Source organism: Acidovorax sp. SRI_002, assembly GCF_057586455.1.
The window spans coordinates 66,350-82,451 of sequence record NZ_JBYCZW010000006.1; the positions used below are offsets into that span (position 1 = coordinate 66,350).

13 protein-coding genes are annotated in these 16,102 nt (G+C 63.4%); 12 read left to right on the forward strand and 1 reads right to left on the reverse strand.

The genetic code is table 11. The annotated features are described in order from the left end of the window. Window positions 1-11 precede the first annotated feature (11 nt). The 12 genes from AC2YJX_RS17195 to AC2YJX_RS17250 all read left to right on the forward strand — a co-directional run bounded on the left by AC2YJX_RS17195 (window position 12) and on the right by AC2YJX_RS17250 (window position 15,677). Window positions 12-818 (forward strand): peptidylprolyl isomerase, encoded by an 807-nt coding sequence (locus tag AC2YJX_RS17195; RefSeq protein ID WP_218299112.1) that lies wholly within the window; start codon window positions 12-14, stop codon window positions 816-818. A gap of 27 nt (window positions 819-845) precedes the next feature. Beyond that, window positions 846-1,526: a carbonic anhydrase gene (locus AC2YJX_RS17200; RefSeq protein ID WP_436130440.1), complete on the forward strand. Its 681-nt coding sequence runs from the start codon at window positions 846-848 to the stop codon at window positions 1,524-1,526. 96 nt (window positions 1,527-1,622) lie between these two features. After that, window positions 1,623-4,067 carry an adenosylcobalamin-dependent ribonucleoside-diphosphate reductase gene (locus AC2YJX_RS17205; RefSeq protein WP_487256760.1) on the forward strand — a complete coding sequence of 815 codons (2,445 nt, stop codon included), beginning with the start codon at window positions 1,623-1,625 and terminating at the stop codon, window positions 4,065-4,067. Then, a complete protein-coding gene (locus AC2YJX_RS17210; RefSeq protein WP_487256761.1) occupies window positions 4,064-5,395 on the forward strand; it encodes an NnrS family protein in 1,332 nt (443 codons plus the stop codon). Before AC2YJX_RS17205 ends, AC2YJX_RS17210 begins: the two co-directional genes overlap by 4 nt. 24 nt (window positions 5,396-5,419) lie before the next feature. Further along, the gene (locus AC2YJX_RS17215; RefSeq protein WP_121507777.1) at window positions 5,420-6,091 is read left to right on the forward strand and encodes a nitroreductase family protein; all 672 of its coding nucleotides are present in this window, start codon (window positions 5,420-5,422) and stop codon (window positions 6,089-6,091) included. 47 nt (window positions 6,092-6,138) lie between these two features. After that, a complete protein-coding gene (locus AC2YJX_RS17220) occupies window positions 6,139-6,552 on the forward strand; it encodes a ribonucleotide reductase subunit alpha (protein ID WP_121507776.1) in 414 nt (137 codons plus the stop codon). Between the two features lie 7 nt (window positions 6,553-6,559). Next, window positions 6,560-7,123: a hemerythrin domain-containing protein gene (locus tag AC2YJX_RS17225; protein ID WP_233559481.1), complete on the forward strand. Its 564-nt coding sequence runs from the start codon at window positions 6,560-6,562 to the stop codon at window positions 7,121-7,123. Window positions 7,124-7,314: 191 nt separating this feature from the next. Continuing rightward, the gene (locus AC2YJX_RS17230) at window positions 7,315-9,531 is read left to right on the forward strand and encodes an O-linked N-acetylglucosamine transferase, SPINDLY family protein (protein ID WP_487256762.1); all 2,217 of its coding nucleotides are present in this window, start codon (window positions 7,315-7,317) and stop codon (window positions 9,529-9,531) included. A gap of 69 nt (window positions 9,532-9,600) precedes the next feature. Continuing rightward, complete coding sequence (locus AC2YJX_RS17235; RefSeq protein ID WP_228897572.1) at window positions 9,601-11,001, forward strand: UDP-glucose dehydrogenase family protein; 1,401 nt, start codon at window positions 9,601-9,603, stop codon at window positions 10,999-11,001. Beyond that, window positions 10,998-11,948, forward strand: coding sequence for a UDP-glucuronic acid decarboxylase family protein (locus tag AC2YJX_RS17240; RefSeq protein WP_487256763.1), 951 nt, complete (start codon window positions 10,998-11,000; stop codon window positions 11,946-11,948). The genes AC2YJX_RS17235 and AC2YJX_RS17240 overlap by 4 nt, the downstream gene beginning before the upstream one ends. A gap of 132 nt (window positions 11,949-12,080) precedes the next feature. Further along, window positions 12,081-13,148, forward strand: coding sequence for an AbrB family transcriptional regulator (locus AC2YJX_RS17245; RefSeq protein ID WP_228897570.1), 1,068 nt, complete (start codon window positions 12,081-12,083; stop codon window positions 13,146-13,148). Between the two features lie 99 nt (window positions 13,149-13,247). Then, window positions 13,248-15,677 carry a tetratricopeptide repeat protein gene (locus AC2YJX_RS17250; protein WP_487256764.1) on the forward strand — a complete coding sequence of 810 codons (2,430 nt, stop codon included), beginning with the start codon at window positions 13,248-13,250 and terminating at the stop codon, window positions 15,675-15,677. A 92-nt stretch (window positions 15,678-15,769) separates the two neighbouring features. Here the strand turns inward: AC2YJX_RS17250 and AC2YJX_RS17255 are convergent, their stop codons facing one another. Further along, window positions 15,770-16,069 carry a BTH_I0359 family protein gene (locus AC2YJX_RS17255; RefSeq protein WP_055392879.1) on the reverse strand — a complete coding sequence of 100 codons (300 nt, stop codon included), beginning with the start codon at window positions 16,067-16,069 and terminating at the stop codon, window positions 15,770-15,772. Between the last annotated feature and the right edge of the window lie 33 nt (window positions 16,070-16,102).

Sequence of the window (16,102 nt, forward strand, 5' to 3'; positions counted from 1 at the left end):
GGGCGACTGTCATGGCAGACACGCCCGCCATGGCGGCCCCTCAGCCCACGGGGCTGGCCCCGGTGGCGCGCATTAACGGCGTGGCGTTGAACTCAACGGCCGACTGGCTGGATGACGAAGCCTTGCGCCAGCGTGCCTGCACCGAACTGCTGCGCCAAGCGGCCCAGCAGGCGGGTTTGCTCTCAGCAGACGATGTGCCCGGCGTCGGGGGAGCCATCAGCACTGAGGCCTCCAACGCCATCGAGCAGCTGCTGGAGCGTGAGCTACCCATCCCCGACCCATCGGAAGAAGCCTGCCGTCGCTACCACGACGCCCACCCTGCGGCACACGCTCAGGGCGAGCGCGCCCAGCTGCGCCACGTGCTGTTTGCCGTGACGCCGGGCGTGGATGTGAAGCAGCTGCGCCTGCGTGCCGAGGCCATGTTGATTGACTTGCGCTGTGCGGACGATGGTGGTGCCAAGTTTGCCGAGGCGGCTGCGCAGTGGTCCAACTGCCCCAGCGGCCAGCAAGGCGGCGACCTGGGCTGGCTCACCCGCGCCGACTGTGCCCCCGAGTTCGCCCGCGAGGTGTTTGGCAGCGCCGAGATCGGTGTGCTGGCACGCCTGGTCCACAGCCGGTTTGGCCTGCATGTGGTGGAGGTGGTGGCGCGCGATCCGGGGCAGCAGCCTTCGTTCGAAGAGGTGCGCCAGGCCATCGCCCTCACGCTGCGCCAGCAGGCCTGGGTGAACGCATTGAGGCAGTACCTGCAATTGCTGGCGGGCGCTGCCGTGGTGGAGGGCGTGGCACTGGACGCGGCCGATTCTCCGCTTGTACAGTAGTTGCATTGCACGCCATCTGATCGCACCATGCCCGACGAGCTGCTTGATCGCCTGCGTCGTTTTCACGACGACGCCTTTCCCCAGTACCGCGAACAGTTCCAGACGCTGGTGGACGAGGGGCAGCACCCCACCACTTTGTTCATCGGCTGTTCCGACTCGCGCCTGGTGCCCTACCTGTTGACCGGCGCGGGCCCGGGGGAGCTTTTCCTGGTGCGCAACGTAGGTGCGTTCATCCCGCCGTATGACGGATCTCACGGCCACCATGGCACGACGGCTGCCATTGAGTTTGCAGTGCTCAACCTGCACGTGCGCCGCATCGTGGTGTGCGGCCACAGTCACTGTGGGGCTATCAAGGCGATGTATGGTGAGGTTTCGCCCGAAGCGCCCAACCTGAACCGCTGGCTGGACCTGGGGCGCGAGGCCCTGTTGCCCATGCAGGCGGGCCCCGAGGTGCTGCGCCGCACTGAGCAGCGCGCCGTGGTGCTGCAGCTCGAACGCCTCATGGAGTACCCCATGGTGCGCAGCCGTGTGCAGTCAGGGCAGATCAGCCTGCACGGCTGGCACTACGTGATCGAGGAAGGAGAAGTCCATGTGTTTGATGTCAAGACGGGCGGTTTTGTGCCGGCCTCGCTGGCGGACAACAGCGGCACCGGCCCCTACCACCCTTACGTGGAGCATGATGGGCAAGTTCTTCTGGACGAGCTTTGACCTTGTCCGGCATTCTCGCGGCAGATCCGTGAGGAATGAGGCCCTCTTGATGGAACGCAAGACCTCACAGGCGTGAAACCCAAATCATCGGCCCCCATGAAACGCGAACCTCAGCCCCCCCTCAAGCCCACCTCGTCCCTGCAGCCCATCAGCCTGGATGTGCTGCGCGAGAAATACCTCAAACCTGGCGAAACCTCCGCCGACGAGCTGTACCAGCGTGTGGCGCGGGCTCTGGCCTCGGTCGAAAAACCGGAGCTGCGCGACAAGTACGAAGCCTTGTTCCTCGCCAACCTGAAGGCAGGCGCCATCGGCGCGGGCCGCATCATGAGCGCGGCAGGCACCGACATACAGGCCACCCTCATCAACTGCTTTGTGCAGCCCGTGGGTGACTGTATTCAGGGCGTGGATGACGAAGGCTTTCCGGGCATCTACGAAGCGTTGCGTGAGGCGGCCGAGACCATGCGCCGTGGCGGGGGCGTGGGCTATGACTTCTCCCGCATACGTCCCAAGGGCGCACAGGTGAAGGCCACCGCCTCCATGGCATCGGGGCCGTGCAGCTACATGAACGTGTTCGATCAGTCCTGCTCCACCGTGGAGAGCGCGGGAGCGCGGCGGGGGGCGCAGATGGGCGTGCTGCGCATCGACCATCCCGATGTGCACGAGTTCATCACAGCCAAGCGCACGCCAGGGCGCTGGAATAACTTCAACGTGTCGGTGGGCGTGTCGGACGAGTTCATTGCAGCCGTGCAGAACAACGCACAGTGGGAGCTGGTGCACAAGGCTCGCCCCGGCGCTGCGTTGCTCGCCCAGGGCGCCCACCAGCGTGCAGACGGCCAGTGGGTGTATGCCACCGTGCCCGCACGCGAGCTGTGGGACACCATCATGAAGTCGGCCTACGACTTTGCCGAGCCCGGTATCCTGTTCCTGGGGCGCATCAACGAAGACAACAACCTGCACTATTGCGAAGACATCGCCGCGACCAATCCCTGTGGTGAGCAACCGCTGCCGTCGTACGGTTGTTGTGACCTGGGCCCCATCATCCTCACCCGCTTTGTACGCCACCCCTTCGGTTTTGGCGGGGTTGCTGCGTTTGATTTCGATGCGTTTACCAAAGCCGTGGCGCTGCAGGTGCGTGCGCTCGACAACGTGCTCGATGTGACCTACTGGCCGCTGCCGCAGCAGCGCGACGAGGCCATGGCCAAGCGCCGCATTGGTGTGGGCTTTACCGGCATGGGCAACACACTGGCCATGCTGTGCCTGCGCTACGACCTGCCCGAGGGCCGCACCATGGCTGCGCGGATTGCCGAGTACATGCGCGACGCAGCGTATGCCGCATCGGTGGACCTGGCGCGTGAGAAAGGAGTGTTTCCGAAGTTCGATGCCAACGGCTATCTGGTCGAAGGCACGTTTGCCAGCCGCCTGCCGGAGTCGCTCCAGGCTGCCATCCGCCAGCATGGCATCCGCAATAGCCATCTGCTCTCCATCGCACCCACGGGCACCGTGAGCCTGGCCTTTGCCGACAACGCTTCCAACGGCATCGAGCCGCCGTTTTCGTGGATGTACAAGCGCAAGAAGCGCGAGTCCGACGGCAGCACGACCGAATACGCGGTGGAAGACCATGCCTGGCGCCTGTACCGCGAGCTGGGCGGGGATGTGGAGGCGTTGCCGGACTATTTCGTCTCGGCCCTCGCCATGCCCGCCGAAGGCCACATCGCCATGATGGAGGCCGTGCAGCCCTTTGTGGACACGGCCATCTCCAAGACTGTCAACATCCCTGCCGACTACCCCTACGAAGGGTTCAAGGACCTGTACCTTCAGGCCTGGCGCGCCAAGCTCAAGGGCCTGGCCACCTACCGACCCAACGCCATCCTGGGGTCGGTGCTGGAGACCCACGCTGCACCTGCGCCCACGCTTGCTGCTGCGCCCATGGTGCCACCCGCACCCCCGGTGGATCCCATGCGCACCGTCATCGAAAGCCGCCCCCAAGGCGGTCTCTCTGCCGTGGCGGAGAAGCTCGAATACTGGACGCAAGAGGGGCACAAGACCCTGTACCTCATCGTGTCCTTCCTGCCCGTGCCCACGGGCGTGGGCAACGGTACGGTGGACCGCGCCATCGAGTTCTTCATGCCCGTGGGCCAGAGCGGCGAGTCGCAGCAGTGGATCACGTCCAGCATGCGCATGTTGTCGCTCGCAGCGCGTGGCGGCTTTTTGGAGCGGGCGCTGTCGGACATGCGCAAGGTCGCCTGGGACCGCGGCCCCGTGCGCCTGGGCACCCATCGCAAGGACGACGGCACGCTGGTGCCCATGTGGCACGACTCCGAGGTGGCGGCAATGGCCTATGCCATTCAGAACATCCTGGCGCGCCGCGTGGCCGACCCGGTACAGCAGCAGCTGCCGCTGGATGAGCCTGCACCGCCCCCGGTGGCAGTGCCCCAGGCCATGGCGGGCAAGAAATGCAGCGAGTGTGGCGCCCACGCCGTGATCCGCAAGGATGGTTGCGACTACTGCACGCAGTGCGGGCATCTGGGGACCTGCGGGTGACCTCTCGCCCCGTCATCCCCCTGCGCACCGCGTCGGGAAAACCGTCGCCGGAGATGCTGGCGTCGCTGGACAGGCAATGGCGCTGGCGCTATCTGATGCTGGCACCGCACCGGTTGGGGTTTTTCCTGGCCATGGTGGTGCTGGTGGTGTCAGGGGGGTGGTGGGCGTTGGTGCAGGTGGCGCGGTCCAGCGGTGGGTGGGGGCTTTATTACGCGGTGTCTCCCACACTGGTGCACTCGGCCGTGATGGCGTTCGGATTCATTCCCCTGTTCTTTTCCGGCTTCCTGTTCACAGCAGGCCCTAAATGGCTCGGGGTGGAGCCTTTGCCAGTGGAGGCGATTCGCGCACCGCTGGTGGCGCAGGCGGTGGGGTGGCTGTTGTGGCTGGTGGGCGCGCACCTGTGGGTGGGCGTGGCGCTGGTCGGGTTGGCGGTGGCGACGGCGGGCCTCGTCTGGATGACCGCGCAGTTCTGGGGGCGTGTGCGGCGCAGCCAGGCCGAGGACCAGTTGCATGCTCGCACCATCGCCTGGGCTTGTACGCTGGGATGCATCAGCCTTGTTGGGCTGTGGCTGGGGCTGGCCGTGGGCACCCATGCGCTCGCACGTGCCTGGGTCTTCACCGGCCTGTGGGGGTTTGTAGTGGTGGTGTATGTCACGGTGGCGCACCGCATGATTCCATTTTTCACCTCCAGTGCCATGCCCATGGTGCAGGCTTGGCGGCCTTTCTGGGTGCTGTGGCTGATGCTGGCGGCCGCCGTGCTGCAGGTGCTGGCGGTGTGGCTGGATTGGCTCGGGTTGCCTGCCAGCGCTGCGGGGCCGGCCTGGGGGGTGGTACACGGCACGCTGCAGTTGGTGATCGGGTGCGTGCTGGTCTGGCTGGCCTGTGTCTGGGGGCTGGTACAAAGCCTCAAGAACAGGTTGCTGGCCATGCTGCATATCGGTTTCCTGTGGCTCGGCCTTGCCTTTCTGCTCGGAGGGCTTTCGCGGTGGCTGGCGTGGGGCTATGGCATGGGAGCCCTGGGCCTGGGAGCGCTGCATGCCCTGACCATGGGCTGCCTGGCATCGCTGATGCTGGCCATGGTGACGCGGGTGTCGTGTGGGCACAGTGGCCGTGCGCTGGTTGCTGACCACACGGCGTGGACATTGTTCTGGCTGCTGCAGGTGGCTACCGTGTTGCGCATTGCGGCAGAAGTGCCGGGCGTTTTTGGCATAGCGTGGGTGTGGGTGCTGCCGGTGGCGGCTTTCCTGTGGGCCGCCACCATGGGCGTATGGGGTGTGCGGCTGGGCCGGTGGTACGGTTGCCTGCGGGCCGACGGCCGGCCGGGCTGAAGAAGCTTCTTTCAAGGACCTGTGATGGCTGTCATTCCCTGGCCTCTGCACCATGCCCCCCGGCAGGTGCCAACTGCTGCGCTCCCGCCAGACGATACCGCCGCCATGGCTGCCGCGCTGATCCACTCGCGCCAGACCATCCTGCCTAAACGCCTGGCTGCTCCCGGACCCAGCGCGGGGGAGCTGGCCCAGATTCTCAGCGCTGCGGCCCACGCGCCGGACCACGGCCAATTGACGCCCTGGCGTTTTGTGCTGGTGCCCGCCGCCGCGCGGCCGGCGTTGGCCGACGTGTTTGCGCAGGCTCTGTGCGAACGAGATCCTGCCGCTACGCCCGAGCAGGCCGAGCAGGCCCGCGAAAAGGCCTACCGTGCCCCGGTACTCATGCTGGTGGTGGTAGATAGCCAGTGCGGCGACCCCGCCATCGACCTGTCAGAGCGCTTGGTGTCCGCTGGCTGCGCGGTGCAGAACATGTTGCTCATGGCCACTGCACAGGGCTTCGGATCGGCCCTCACCAGCGGCAAGGCCCTCAAGTCCCCCGTATTGCGCGGCTTGTTCCAGCTGGATGCCTGGGAGCAGGCGCTGTGTTTTGTCAGCATTGGCACCGTGCAATCGCGCAAGGCGGCGCGTGCTCGACCTGTAGCAGACAGCTATGTGAGCACGCTAGACCCGCAAAAGGGCGTGGTGCCAGGCTTCTGAGAAGACCGAGCCTCCCTCGCAGCATTTTTAATTCATCGGAATTTTTTATGAACATTTCCAGCTTCGACGATCTACTTGAGGCGGCACGCATGCAGCCTGAACCCCAGCGGCTCCTGTTCGTGTTTGTTGCCGTTGAATTGCCCGACGATGCCACCCCCGCGCAGCGGGCCCGGTTTGAAGCCGGGCAGGGCGGCGCGCTGGTGCCACTGATGTGCGTGGACAAGACGCCACAGGAGCTGCCTTCGTTCGACGCGCTGGTCGGTGAGGCCAGCCAGTTCACGGCCCCTGGCCACGACTGGGCCATGGTGTTCGCAGCCGCCATGTCGGGCACCCTGAACAAGGCGCCCACCAGCGCCGATGCCGAGGCGCCTTTGCAGCGCATGGTGGATGCGATCAAGGGCGGTGCGCATGGTGCCTACATCCCCTTCGACCGCCAGGGCCAGCCCGTGCGCTTTGGGTGAGGCGAGGATGGCGTCCACTTCTGCACCTGCTCGCCACATTCCTGGCTTCAGCGCACCTGCAGTCGGGTTCGAAGAGCCCTTCGCCATGCTGGAGGCCTGCCACGAGCGCGTGCAGCGCACGCTGACACTGCTGGACCGCCTGCGTGAACATGTCCGCCAGCAAGGTGCCGATGAGAGCGCGCGCCAGGCCGCGCGCGATGTGTTGCGCTACTTTGATGTCGCTGCGCCATTGCACCATGAGGATGAGGAGCTCCATGTCTTCCCGCTGTTGCTGGCCCAGGCTGCACCGGAGATGAGGACTCTGGTGCAGCGGCTGCAACAGGACCATGTCGACATGGTGGCTGACTGGGCGGCGGCGCGAGTTCCGCTACAAGCGCTGGCGCACGGGGAAATCGAAGGCTTCTCGGAATCGGCAGAGGCGCTTTTTGATCGATTTGCGGCGCGCTATGCGAGCCATATCCACCACGAGGAGCGCCAGGCCTACCCGGCGGCGCTGCATCTTTTGGAGCCCGCTGTGCTGGGCAGGATGGGACAAGAAATGGCACACCGGCGGGGCGCGCCTGAGCGCTGAAAAGCTCCGTCAGTGCGCTCTGCGCGCCCAGAAAGAGGAGGCCACAGTACCCGCTTTCCATGGCGGTTTGCTTTGCGGTGGACTTGGCTGTTGTCCCTGGAGCCGCCCGGCTGGCGCTTGATGGCGGTTCGGTGCCGCGCAGGTGTTTACCATGGCGGGATGTCAATCTCTCATCTGTATCGGGAAGCACCTTGACCGACACAAAGAAACCCCATTTCGGGCAGTCCTTCAAGCCTGGTGCCATACCAGCCAGCCAGCCCAGTTTTAAATTCGGAATCAACTATGGAACGGGCTTGGTTGCGGGCGTTAGATCTGTGGAGTCGCCCCTCCCCGATGATGCGACGGCGTGCAACACCCGGGGCAATGAATGGATGATGGCCAACCGGCCCGCAGACGCTATTCGCGCCTACGACCGAGCCATCGCTCTCAAGCCCGACTACGTTGACCCCTACTTCAATCGTGGCAACGCGCTGCTACGCCTGCAGCGCAATCAGGACGCGCTGGCTTCGTTCGATCAGGCCATTGCACTCTCGCCTGGGTTGGGGCTCGCACATTACAACCGGGGAACGGTCCTGCAAACCTTGGATCGGTTGCCGGAGGCCATGGAAAGCTACCGCAAGGTGCTGGCGATAGATCCTGCGAATGTGCAGGCGCGTTTCAATCTGGGCTGCATTCACCTGCAGATGAAGCAGTTTGATGAAACCCTGGAGTGCATGGACCAGGTGATCGAGCGCGCACCCGAGATACCGGAGCCGCACAACAACCGAGGCACGGCTTTGCTGAGGCTGGGCCGGTATGCAGAAGCGGTTGCTGCCTTCAGCCGGGCGCTGGAGATTAACCCGCAGTCCGCCGAGGCGTACAACAACCGTGGCGAGGCGCAACTGCAACTGAGAAATCTGGAAAGCGCACTGGCGGACGTGAGCCGCGCGATCGAGCTTCGGCCCCAGCAGGGGGAGTCCAGATTCCTCATGGGTCGGCTTTTGCGGGAGATGAAGCGGTACGACGAGGCTTTGCAGCAGTTCTATCTGGCCCAGCGGCTGCCCGCTCCTTTGGCGATGCTGCAAAGCGAGATCGTTACCGCCAAGGTCCATGGCTGTATTTGGCAAAACCTGGAGGAAGAACTGCTTCAGCTCCAACAGGACATCCGGGCTAGGCAGCCTGTCCTTGAGCCATTCTCTGCCCTGTCCGTGTTCGACCAGCCTGCCCTCCACAAAGAGATTGCAAGCCGTCTTGTAGAACGCGATATGCCTGGCTCTGCAGCGTTGGGCGCGATTCCTGTTCGTGCGAGGGGCGATAAGATTCGCATCGGTTACTACTCTGCAGATTTTCGCAATCACCCCTCGGCGTACTTGATTGCAGAGCTGATTGAAGTGCATGACCGCGAGCGATTTGAATTGTTCGCGTTTTCGGTCAGTCCCCAGGTGCACGACAGCATGCGCGAGCGACTGGTGGTGGCCTTTGACCATTTTCTGGATGTGCGTGAGCGTACCGATCTAGATATTGCGCAGCTTTCGCGAGAGCTTGGTATCGACATTGCTGTGGATCTGATGGGCTTTACGCAAGCGACGCGTTTGAGATGTTTTTCCTACCGGTGTGCACCCGTTCAGGTCAGCTACCTGGCGTACCCTGGCACCATCGGCGCCGGTTACATGGACTATGTGATCGCCGACAAGGTGGTGATTCCTCCCCATGCCCAGGCCGACTTCACTGAAAAAGTGGTCTATCTGCCGCACAGCTACCAGGTCAACGACTCCCAGCGGAAAGTAGCTGACCGGACATTTTCCCGCGACGAACTGGGTTTGCCCGCCACTGGTTTTGTGTTTTGCTGCTTCAACAACAACTTCAAGATCCTCCCACCCACGTTTGACGGCTGGATGCGCATCCTCCATGCCGTTGAAGGCAGCGTCTTGTGGCTGCTGGAAGACAACCCGATTGCGGCGCGGAATCTGCGCCGAGAGGCGCAGGCCCGGGGGATTTCTGCAGACCGCCTCGTGTTTGCCAGCCGCGTGCCCATGGACCAGCATCTCGCCCGCCAGCGGATGGCCGACCTCTTCCTTGATACGCTGCCCTACAACGCGCACACCACCGCGAGCGATGCCTTGTGGGTAGGGCTGCCGGTTCTGACGTGTTCAGGACAATCGTTTGCGAGCCGAGTGGCGGCGAGCCTGTTGCATGCCGTGGGGTTGCCCGAGCTTGTCACCCAGACGCAGTCTGCATTTGAGGCCCGAGCCATAGAGCTTGCCCGCGATGTGGTGCAACTCAGGAGCATTCGGGACAAGCTGGAGGAACAGGGGCCCCAGTCGCCCTTGTTCAATGCCCGGCTCTTTGCGGGGCATATCGAGTCGGCATACACCACAATGGTCGAACGCGCGCACCAGGGGCTGCCTCCCGATGTGATTGAGGTGTGAAACTTCACGGCGCCCTTCGCGTGGGCGCGAGCCCCATGTCTTGTATTTTTCAGTTTTTTTGCCCCCTCCATGAATCTCACCTTGTTCGGAACCGGTTATGTGGGGCTCGTTACCGGCGTATGCCTTGCGGAGCTGGGCAATGATGTCCTGTGCATCGACACGGATGCCGAAAAAATTGCCACACTGCAGCGCGCAGAGATTCCAATCTACGAGCCAGGGCTGCAGGAGTTGATCGTCGGCAATGTCCGCGCCGGCAGGCTGGCGTTTTCCACCGACATGGCGCGCGGTGTTGCCCACGGTGACGTGCAGTTCATCGCGGTGGGCACGCCCTCTGCGGACGATGGCAGTGCGGACCTGAGTCATGTGTTCGAGGTGGCGGGTGCCATCGCGACCCACATGACCAGCTTCAAGGTGATCGTCAACAAATCTACCGTGCCTGTGGGCGCGGGCGAAGCGGTGCACAAGGCCGTCGCTACTGTGCTTGCCCAGCGCTGGCCCGGTGCCCATCCAGCACCTGGCTTTGCGGTGGTCTCGAACCCGGAGTTCCTCAAAGAGGGCAGTGCGATCAACGACTTCATGCGGCCTGACCGGATCATCGTTGGATTGGGTGAGTCGCCTGAAGAGCAGCGCGCTGGTGATCTCATGCGTGCGTTGTACCGCCCGTTCGGGCATGGCCATGATCGCGTTATCTGCATGGACCGCCGCAGCGCAGAGTTCACAAAGTACGCCGCCAACGCCATGCTCGCCACGCGCATCAGTTTCATGAATGAAATGGCCAATCTGGCAGATCGTCTGGGGGTGGATATCGAACCTGTGCGGGTGGGTATTGGCGCTGATCCGCGCATTGGTGACAGCTTTCTTTATCCCGGCGTTGGTTACGGTGGCAGTTGCTTTCCCAAGGACGTGACAGCGTTGCAGCGCATGGGCGATGACGTCGGGCTCCCGCTGCGGTTGTTGGCGGCGGTGGCGCAGGTCAATGAAGGACAGAAGCGGCAGCTGGTGGATAGGCTGGTGCAGCGGCTCGGCCCGGATTTTTCGGGCCAACGGTTTGCGTTGTGGGGGCTGGCCTTCAAACCCAATACCGACGACATGCGCGAGGCTCCCAGCAGGGTGCTGGTGCGCGAACTGCTGGAGCGTGGTGCGGTGCTGCAGGTGTTTGACCCGGTGGCCATGCAGGAGGCTCGCCGATGCCTGCAAGACGATTTGCAGGATCGGCCCGACCTGTTGGAGCGTATCCGTTATGCCCAAAGTCCTATGGATGCGGCGCGCGATGCCGACGCATTGTTGATCGTGACCGAATGGCAGGTGTTTCGCAGTCCCGACTTCGATGCCCTGCGGGCGGTCCTGCGGCAGCCGCTGGTCGTGGATGGGCGCAACCTCTACGAGCCTCGGTCCATGCGTGCTTTGGGGTTCGACTATCTGACGGTGGGGCGGAATGCGGTGGATGCACCTGGGGCCACCACACCATGAAGAAGGCTAAGTCAATCCTGGTGACCGGGGGCGCGGGCTTCCTCGGCTCTCATTTGTGCGAGCGTTTGTTGCAAGATGGTCATGGGGTGCTGTGCGTGGATGACTTTTCCACGGGCTCCGAAAAGAACATTGCCCACCTCCAGGCTTCGCCGCGTTTTCGTTGGCTTCGGCACGATGTCACCCAGCCGCTGGCCGCTGAGGTGGACGAAATCTACAACCTCGCCTGCCCCGCATCGCCCGTGCACTACCAGGCCGACCCCGTGCGGACCCTGCGTACCAGCGTGATGGGGGCGCTGAACCTGCTGGAGCTGGCCCGCCAGTGCAGGGCCGTAATTCTTCAGGCTTCCACCAGCGAGGTGTATGGCGACCCCAGCGTGCACCCACAGCCGGAGTCCTACTGGGGCAACGTCAATCCCATTGGCGTGCGGGCCTGCTATGACGAGGGAAAGCGCTGTGCGGAGACCCTGTTTTTCGATTACCGGCGCCAGCATGGCGTGCGCACGAAGGTGGTGCGGCTGTTCAATACCTATGGCCCCCGCATGCGCCCGGACGATGGCAGGGTGGTCTCCAACTTCATCGTGCAGGCGTTGCGCGGCGCTGACCTGACCGTATACGGCTCAGGTGACCAGACCCGCAGCTTCTGCTACGTGGACGACATGGTGGAAGCACTGGTGCGCATGATGGCAACGCCGGACGAAGTGGCGGGGCCTGTCAACTTGGGGAATCCTGGGGAATTCACTATCCTGGAACTCGCCCAGAAGGTCCTTGCTCACACGGGGGCCGCCGCCCGGATCACCCACCACCCCCTGCCGGGAGATGACCCCCGGCAGCGGCAACCCGACATCACGCTGGCGCACCAACTGCTGGGCGGCTGGGAGCCCCGTATGGATCTTGATGCTGGATTGCGCCAGACCATTGCTTACTTCAGGGGCGCAGGTGCCCCCTGAACCTGAAAGGCAAAGGGATGCGGCTTTTCACGTTGTCTCCCTTTCCCATTTGGACTGGTCGCCAGGTCGAAAGTGTCGGTATGGTGGCTGCAGGGTGTACTGGTCATCGACTGATGCCGTCTCACTTTCACCATGCCTGTGAATTCTTTCTTTCGCGTTCTTGCAACGCTTGTTCTGGCCCTTGCCGCCGCAGTCGGCTGCGTGGCTCTGCACACGCCCTTGCCCTGGATGATCGGCCCGTTGCTGGCGACTTCCGTCGTGTCGATCGCTGGCGGCCCTACGCAGAGCTGGGGGCCACTGCGCAATGCCGGGCAGTGGACCATTGGCGCAGCGCTGGGCCTTTATTTCACACCCCAGGTGGCGGCGCTGATCAGCGGGCTGTGGTGGGCCATCGTGCTGGGCATCGTGTGGGCGCTTTTTCTCGGCTGGCTGTTTGGTGCCTGGCTGTACAGGCTGCATGCACCGCGCATGCACGGTGTGCCTGCACCCATGCTGCGCGCCACCAGTTACTTCGCCGGTGCAATTGGTGCTGCGTCCGAGATGACCTTGCTGTCCGAGCGCGAGAACGCACGCACCGACTTGGTTGCAGCGAGCCACAGCCTGCGCTTGCTGATCGTCACCGTGACGATTCCCTTTGCCTTGCAGTGGAGCGGTCTGCATGGCCTGGACATTCTGCCGCCCACCGTGCGGGCGGTGGACTGGCCCGGCTTGGCGCTGATGGCGCTGCTGACGGGTGCTGGTGCCCTGGTGATGGACCGGCTGGGCCGTGCCAACCCCTGGTTTATGGGCGCCATGCTCGTGTCCATGGTGCTCACGATGGCGGGCATCAGCCTGTCCGCCGTGCCGGCGGCCATGGTGAACGCAGCGCAACTGGTGATCGGTGTGAGTCTCGGAGTGCGCTTTCGGGCTGATTTCCTGCGCACGGCTCCCCGCTGGCTCGTATCCGTAGCCGCCGGTACGCTGGTGTTGATGGGGGCGTGCACGTTGTTCGCGGGCCTGCTGGCCTGGGCCACGGGGTTGCCCTGGGTCACCTTGCTGCTGGGTACTTCGCCGGGCGGGATCACGGAGATGGCGATTACCGCCAAGGTGCTGCAATTGGGCGTGCCCGTGGTCACAGCGTTTCAGGTATGCCGGTTGATGGCGGTGCTGATGCTGGTAGGCCCGCTGTACCGGCGCATCTATCCGGCAGCGGCGATCTGACCGAGGGGGCGCTCGCGTCACAATCTCCCTTTTATTGGCGCTGGAGGGTTGTCCTGGTGACGGCCGTTCCGCGTTTCTATCCGCTGCACACCCTGGATCATGAGCATTCACTACAACTTCGGAATACGCCCTCCCCAAGTGACGAAAGCCCAACTGGCTGCGTGGTTGGACCAGGCCATGCGAGCACACCGGGAGGGCGCCATTGCGCAGGCCAACCAGCTCTACAACACCATTTTGAAGAATGACCCCAAAAACGTTGGCGCCCTGCACATGCAAGGCGTTTTGGCGTACCAGGCGGGTCACTTGCAAATTGCGGTGGACCTGATCGGCCAGGCCATCAAGCTGGCTCCGGACGATGCTGCGCCCCACATCAATCGTGGGCTGGCTTTGAGCGCATTGAAGCGCCATGACGAAGCACTGGCGCATTTTGAGCGAGCCACCAGCCTGCGCCCAGATTTCGCAGAAGCCTACGTCAACCGGGGGATCACGCTCAAGGAGTTGTCGCGGCCCGAAGACGCCATCGCAAGCTACGACCGGGCCATCGCCCTTCAGCCCAGACTGGCTGCCGCCCATAACAACAAGGGTAATGCCCTTCGCCAGATGGAGCGGCTGGACGAGGCGCTGAAATGTTATGAACAGGCCTTTGCCCTGGACGGCCAGGACGTGGACGCGTGCCAGAACATGGGCATGCTGCACGCCGATGCCGGCCGTTCGGACGAGGCCCTGAAATGTTTCGATCACGTTATTGCACTGAGGCCTCAGCACGCCGAAGCCCATAACGGCAAGGGGGCGATCCTGGCGCAAAAGGAGCAGTGGACGCAGGCCATTGCGCACTTCGAGGCCGCCATTCAGGGCAATGACAAACTGGTCCAAGCCCACAAGAACCTGGGGATAGCGCAGCGCAGCCTTTTCCAACTGTCCAATGCGGTACAGGCTTTTCAGAAGGCTGCCCAACTGAGCCCACTCGACGTGGAGATCCTGGCGTTCCTAGCCCTTTCGTTGCTGGAGGCGGGGCGGTATGCAGAAGCACTTGCCGTCTACGACCAGGCGATTCGGCTGGCGCCTGAAAGGCCAGACCTGTACTACAACCGCGCCAATTTGAACATCCGGTTCAACCGGCATCAGGACGCCGTGGCCGACTACACGCAGGTGTATCGCCTCAAGCCAGATGCGAAGTATCTGCTCGGGTATCTTGCGAGCTGCAGGCTCAAGACCGGCGATTGGGGGCACTTGGCAGACGACATGGCGCAATGTGAGCGGAGCATCCGGGCCGGTGAGCTGGGTGTGAAACCCTTCATCGCGCTTTCGTTGTTCGACTCGCCCGAGTTGCACAAGCAGGCGGCACAAGCTTCCGTACAGCAGGATTTTCCTGAATCCACCGTCCTGGGGCCCATCCTTGCGCGTGCTGGCGCAGGCAAGATCCGGGTCGGTTACTACTCTGCGGATTTCCACGGCCACGCCACTTCGTATCTGATAGCGCAGCTTTTCGAAGTCCATGACCGTGAACGCTTCGAGTGGTTTGCCTTTTCGTTCGGACCTCCCGCGACGGATGCCATGCGCGCGCGTCTGGTTGCAGGTTTCGACCATTTCATCGACGTGCGCGAGCGCAGCGAGATCGATATTGCCCGCTTGTCGCGGGAGCTGGGCATCGACATCGCCATTGACCTGATGGGTTTCACCACGGGCTGCCGCTTTGGCATTTTTGCCCACCGCTGCGCCCCCATCCAGGCCGGTTATCTGGGCTACCCGGGGACGACCGGGGCAGACTATATGGACTACGTGATTGCCGACAAGGTGGTTGTGCCCCCCGACGCGCGGCGCCATTTCACCGAAAGACTCGTCTACCTGCCGCACAGCTACCAGGTCAACGACTCGCAGCGCGCGATCAGTGACCGGATGTTTACCAGGGAAGAGGCGCGGCTGCCTGCCACGGGGAGCGTGTTCTGCTGTTTCAACAACAACCAGAAGATCCTCCCGCAGGTATTCGACAGCTGGATGCGCATTCTGCAAGGGGTGCCTGACAGCGTTCTGTGGCTTCTGGCAGACAATCCTGCTGTGGAGGACAGCCTGCGGCGCGAGGCGCAGTCTCGCGGCGTGGCGGCCGAGAGGCTGGTGTTTGCACAGCGCCTGCCTCTGATCGAGCATCTGGCGCGCCACCGGTTGGCCGACCTGTTTCTGGATACCTTGCCCTACAACGCTCACACCACGGCCAGCGATGCCTTGTGGGCGGGTCTGCCGGTGCTCACGCGGCTGGGAGAATCGTTTGCGGCGCGAGTGGCGGCCAGCCTGCTACATGCTGTGGGCCTGCCGGAGCTTGTGACCTACAGCGCCGCCGAATATGAAGCCCTGGCGATCTCGCTCGCCCAGGACCCTGCGCGCCTGAAGGCGCTGCGCGACAAACTCCAAGCGGAAAAAGCCCAGTCCCCCTTGTTCAACACCCACCAGTTTGCGCGTGATATCGAGGCTGCCTATCTGGCGATGCATGAACGGCACCTGCAGGGGCTGCCGCCCGAGGTGATTGAGGTGTGACAACTGGGGGCGCTGCCCCAGTCTGCCGAGAATGGAGGAGACCGATCTGGGCCCCCTGGACCATCCAGGGATGGCTGCTGTGGAGGATGCGGTCAGTGCACCACGACCGGGTTCTGTGCCAGGCCCGCATAGCGGTCCAGCGCGTCTTCCACTTCTTCCTGTGTGGGGGTGTCGCGCTGCCAGGCCAGGATCTGCTCCTGGAACATCTCGGCCCAAGAGCCGTCCAGGTACACCTCTTTGCCGGAGCGCTTGTCCACGATTTCAAAGCCGTGGCGCGCGAGCTGGGGAACGGCGGGGGCGGTGTCGTTGAGCACCTGGGCGCTCTTTTTCTCCACGGCGTCGGGCAGCATGTGGACCACCACGAAGGATTCTGAGTCGTAGAGCATGTGCATCGTGTTCCCCTTGTCGATATAGATGTCAGATGA

Coding starts and splice junctions, on each gene's coding strand:
- AC2YJX_RS17195 (WP_218299112.1), top strand. CDS start 12: ATGGCAGACACGCCCGCCATGGCGGCCCCTCAGCCCACGGGGCTGGCC.
- AC2YJX_RS17200 (WP_436130440.1), top strand. CDS start 846: ATGCCCGACGAGCTGCTTGATCGCCTGCGTCGTTTTCACGACGACGCC.
- AC2YJX_RS17205 (WP_487256760.1), top strand. CDS start 1,623: ATGAAACGCGAACCTCAGCCCCCCCTCAAGCCCACCTCGTCCCTGCAG.
- AC2YJX_RS17215 (WP_121507777.1), top strand. CDS start 5,420: ATGGCTGTCATTCCCTGGCCTCTGCACCATGCCCCCCGGCAGGTGCCA.
- AC2YJX_RS17220 (WP_121507776.1), top strand. CDS start 6,139: ATGAACATTTCCAGCTTCGACGATCTACTTGAGGCGGCACGCATGCAG.
- AC2YJX_RS17225 (WP_233559481.1), top strand. CDS start 6,560: ATGGCGTCCACTTCTGCACCTGCTCGCCACATTCCTGGCTTCAGCGCA.
- AC2YJX_RS17235 (WP_228897572.1), top strand. CDS start 9,601: ATGAATCTCACCTTGTTCGGAACCGGTTATGTGGGGCTCGTTACCGGC.
- AC2YJX_RS17240 (WP_487256763.1), top strand. CDS start 10,998: ATGAAGAAGGCTAAGTCAATCCTGGTGACCGGGGGCGCGGGCTTCCTC.
- AC2YJX_RS17245 (WP_228897570.1), top strand. CDS start 12,081: ATGCCTGTGAATTCTTTCTTTCGCGTTCTTGCAACGCTTGTTCTGGCC.
- AC2YJX_RS17250 (WP_487256764.1), top strand. CDS start 13,248: ATGAGCATTCACTACAACTTCGGAATACGCCCTCCCCAAGTGACGAAA.
- AC2YJX_RS17255 (WP_055392879.1), bottom strand. CDS start 16,069: ATGCACATGCTCTACGACTCAGAATCCTTCGTGGTGGTCCACATGCTG.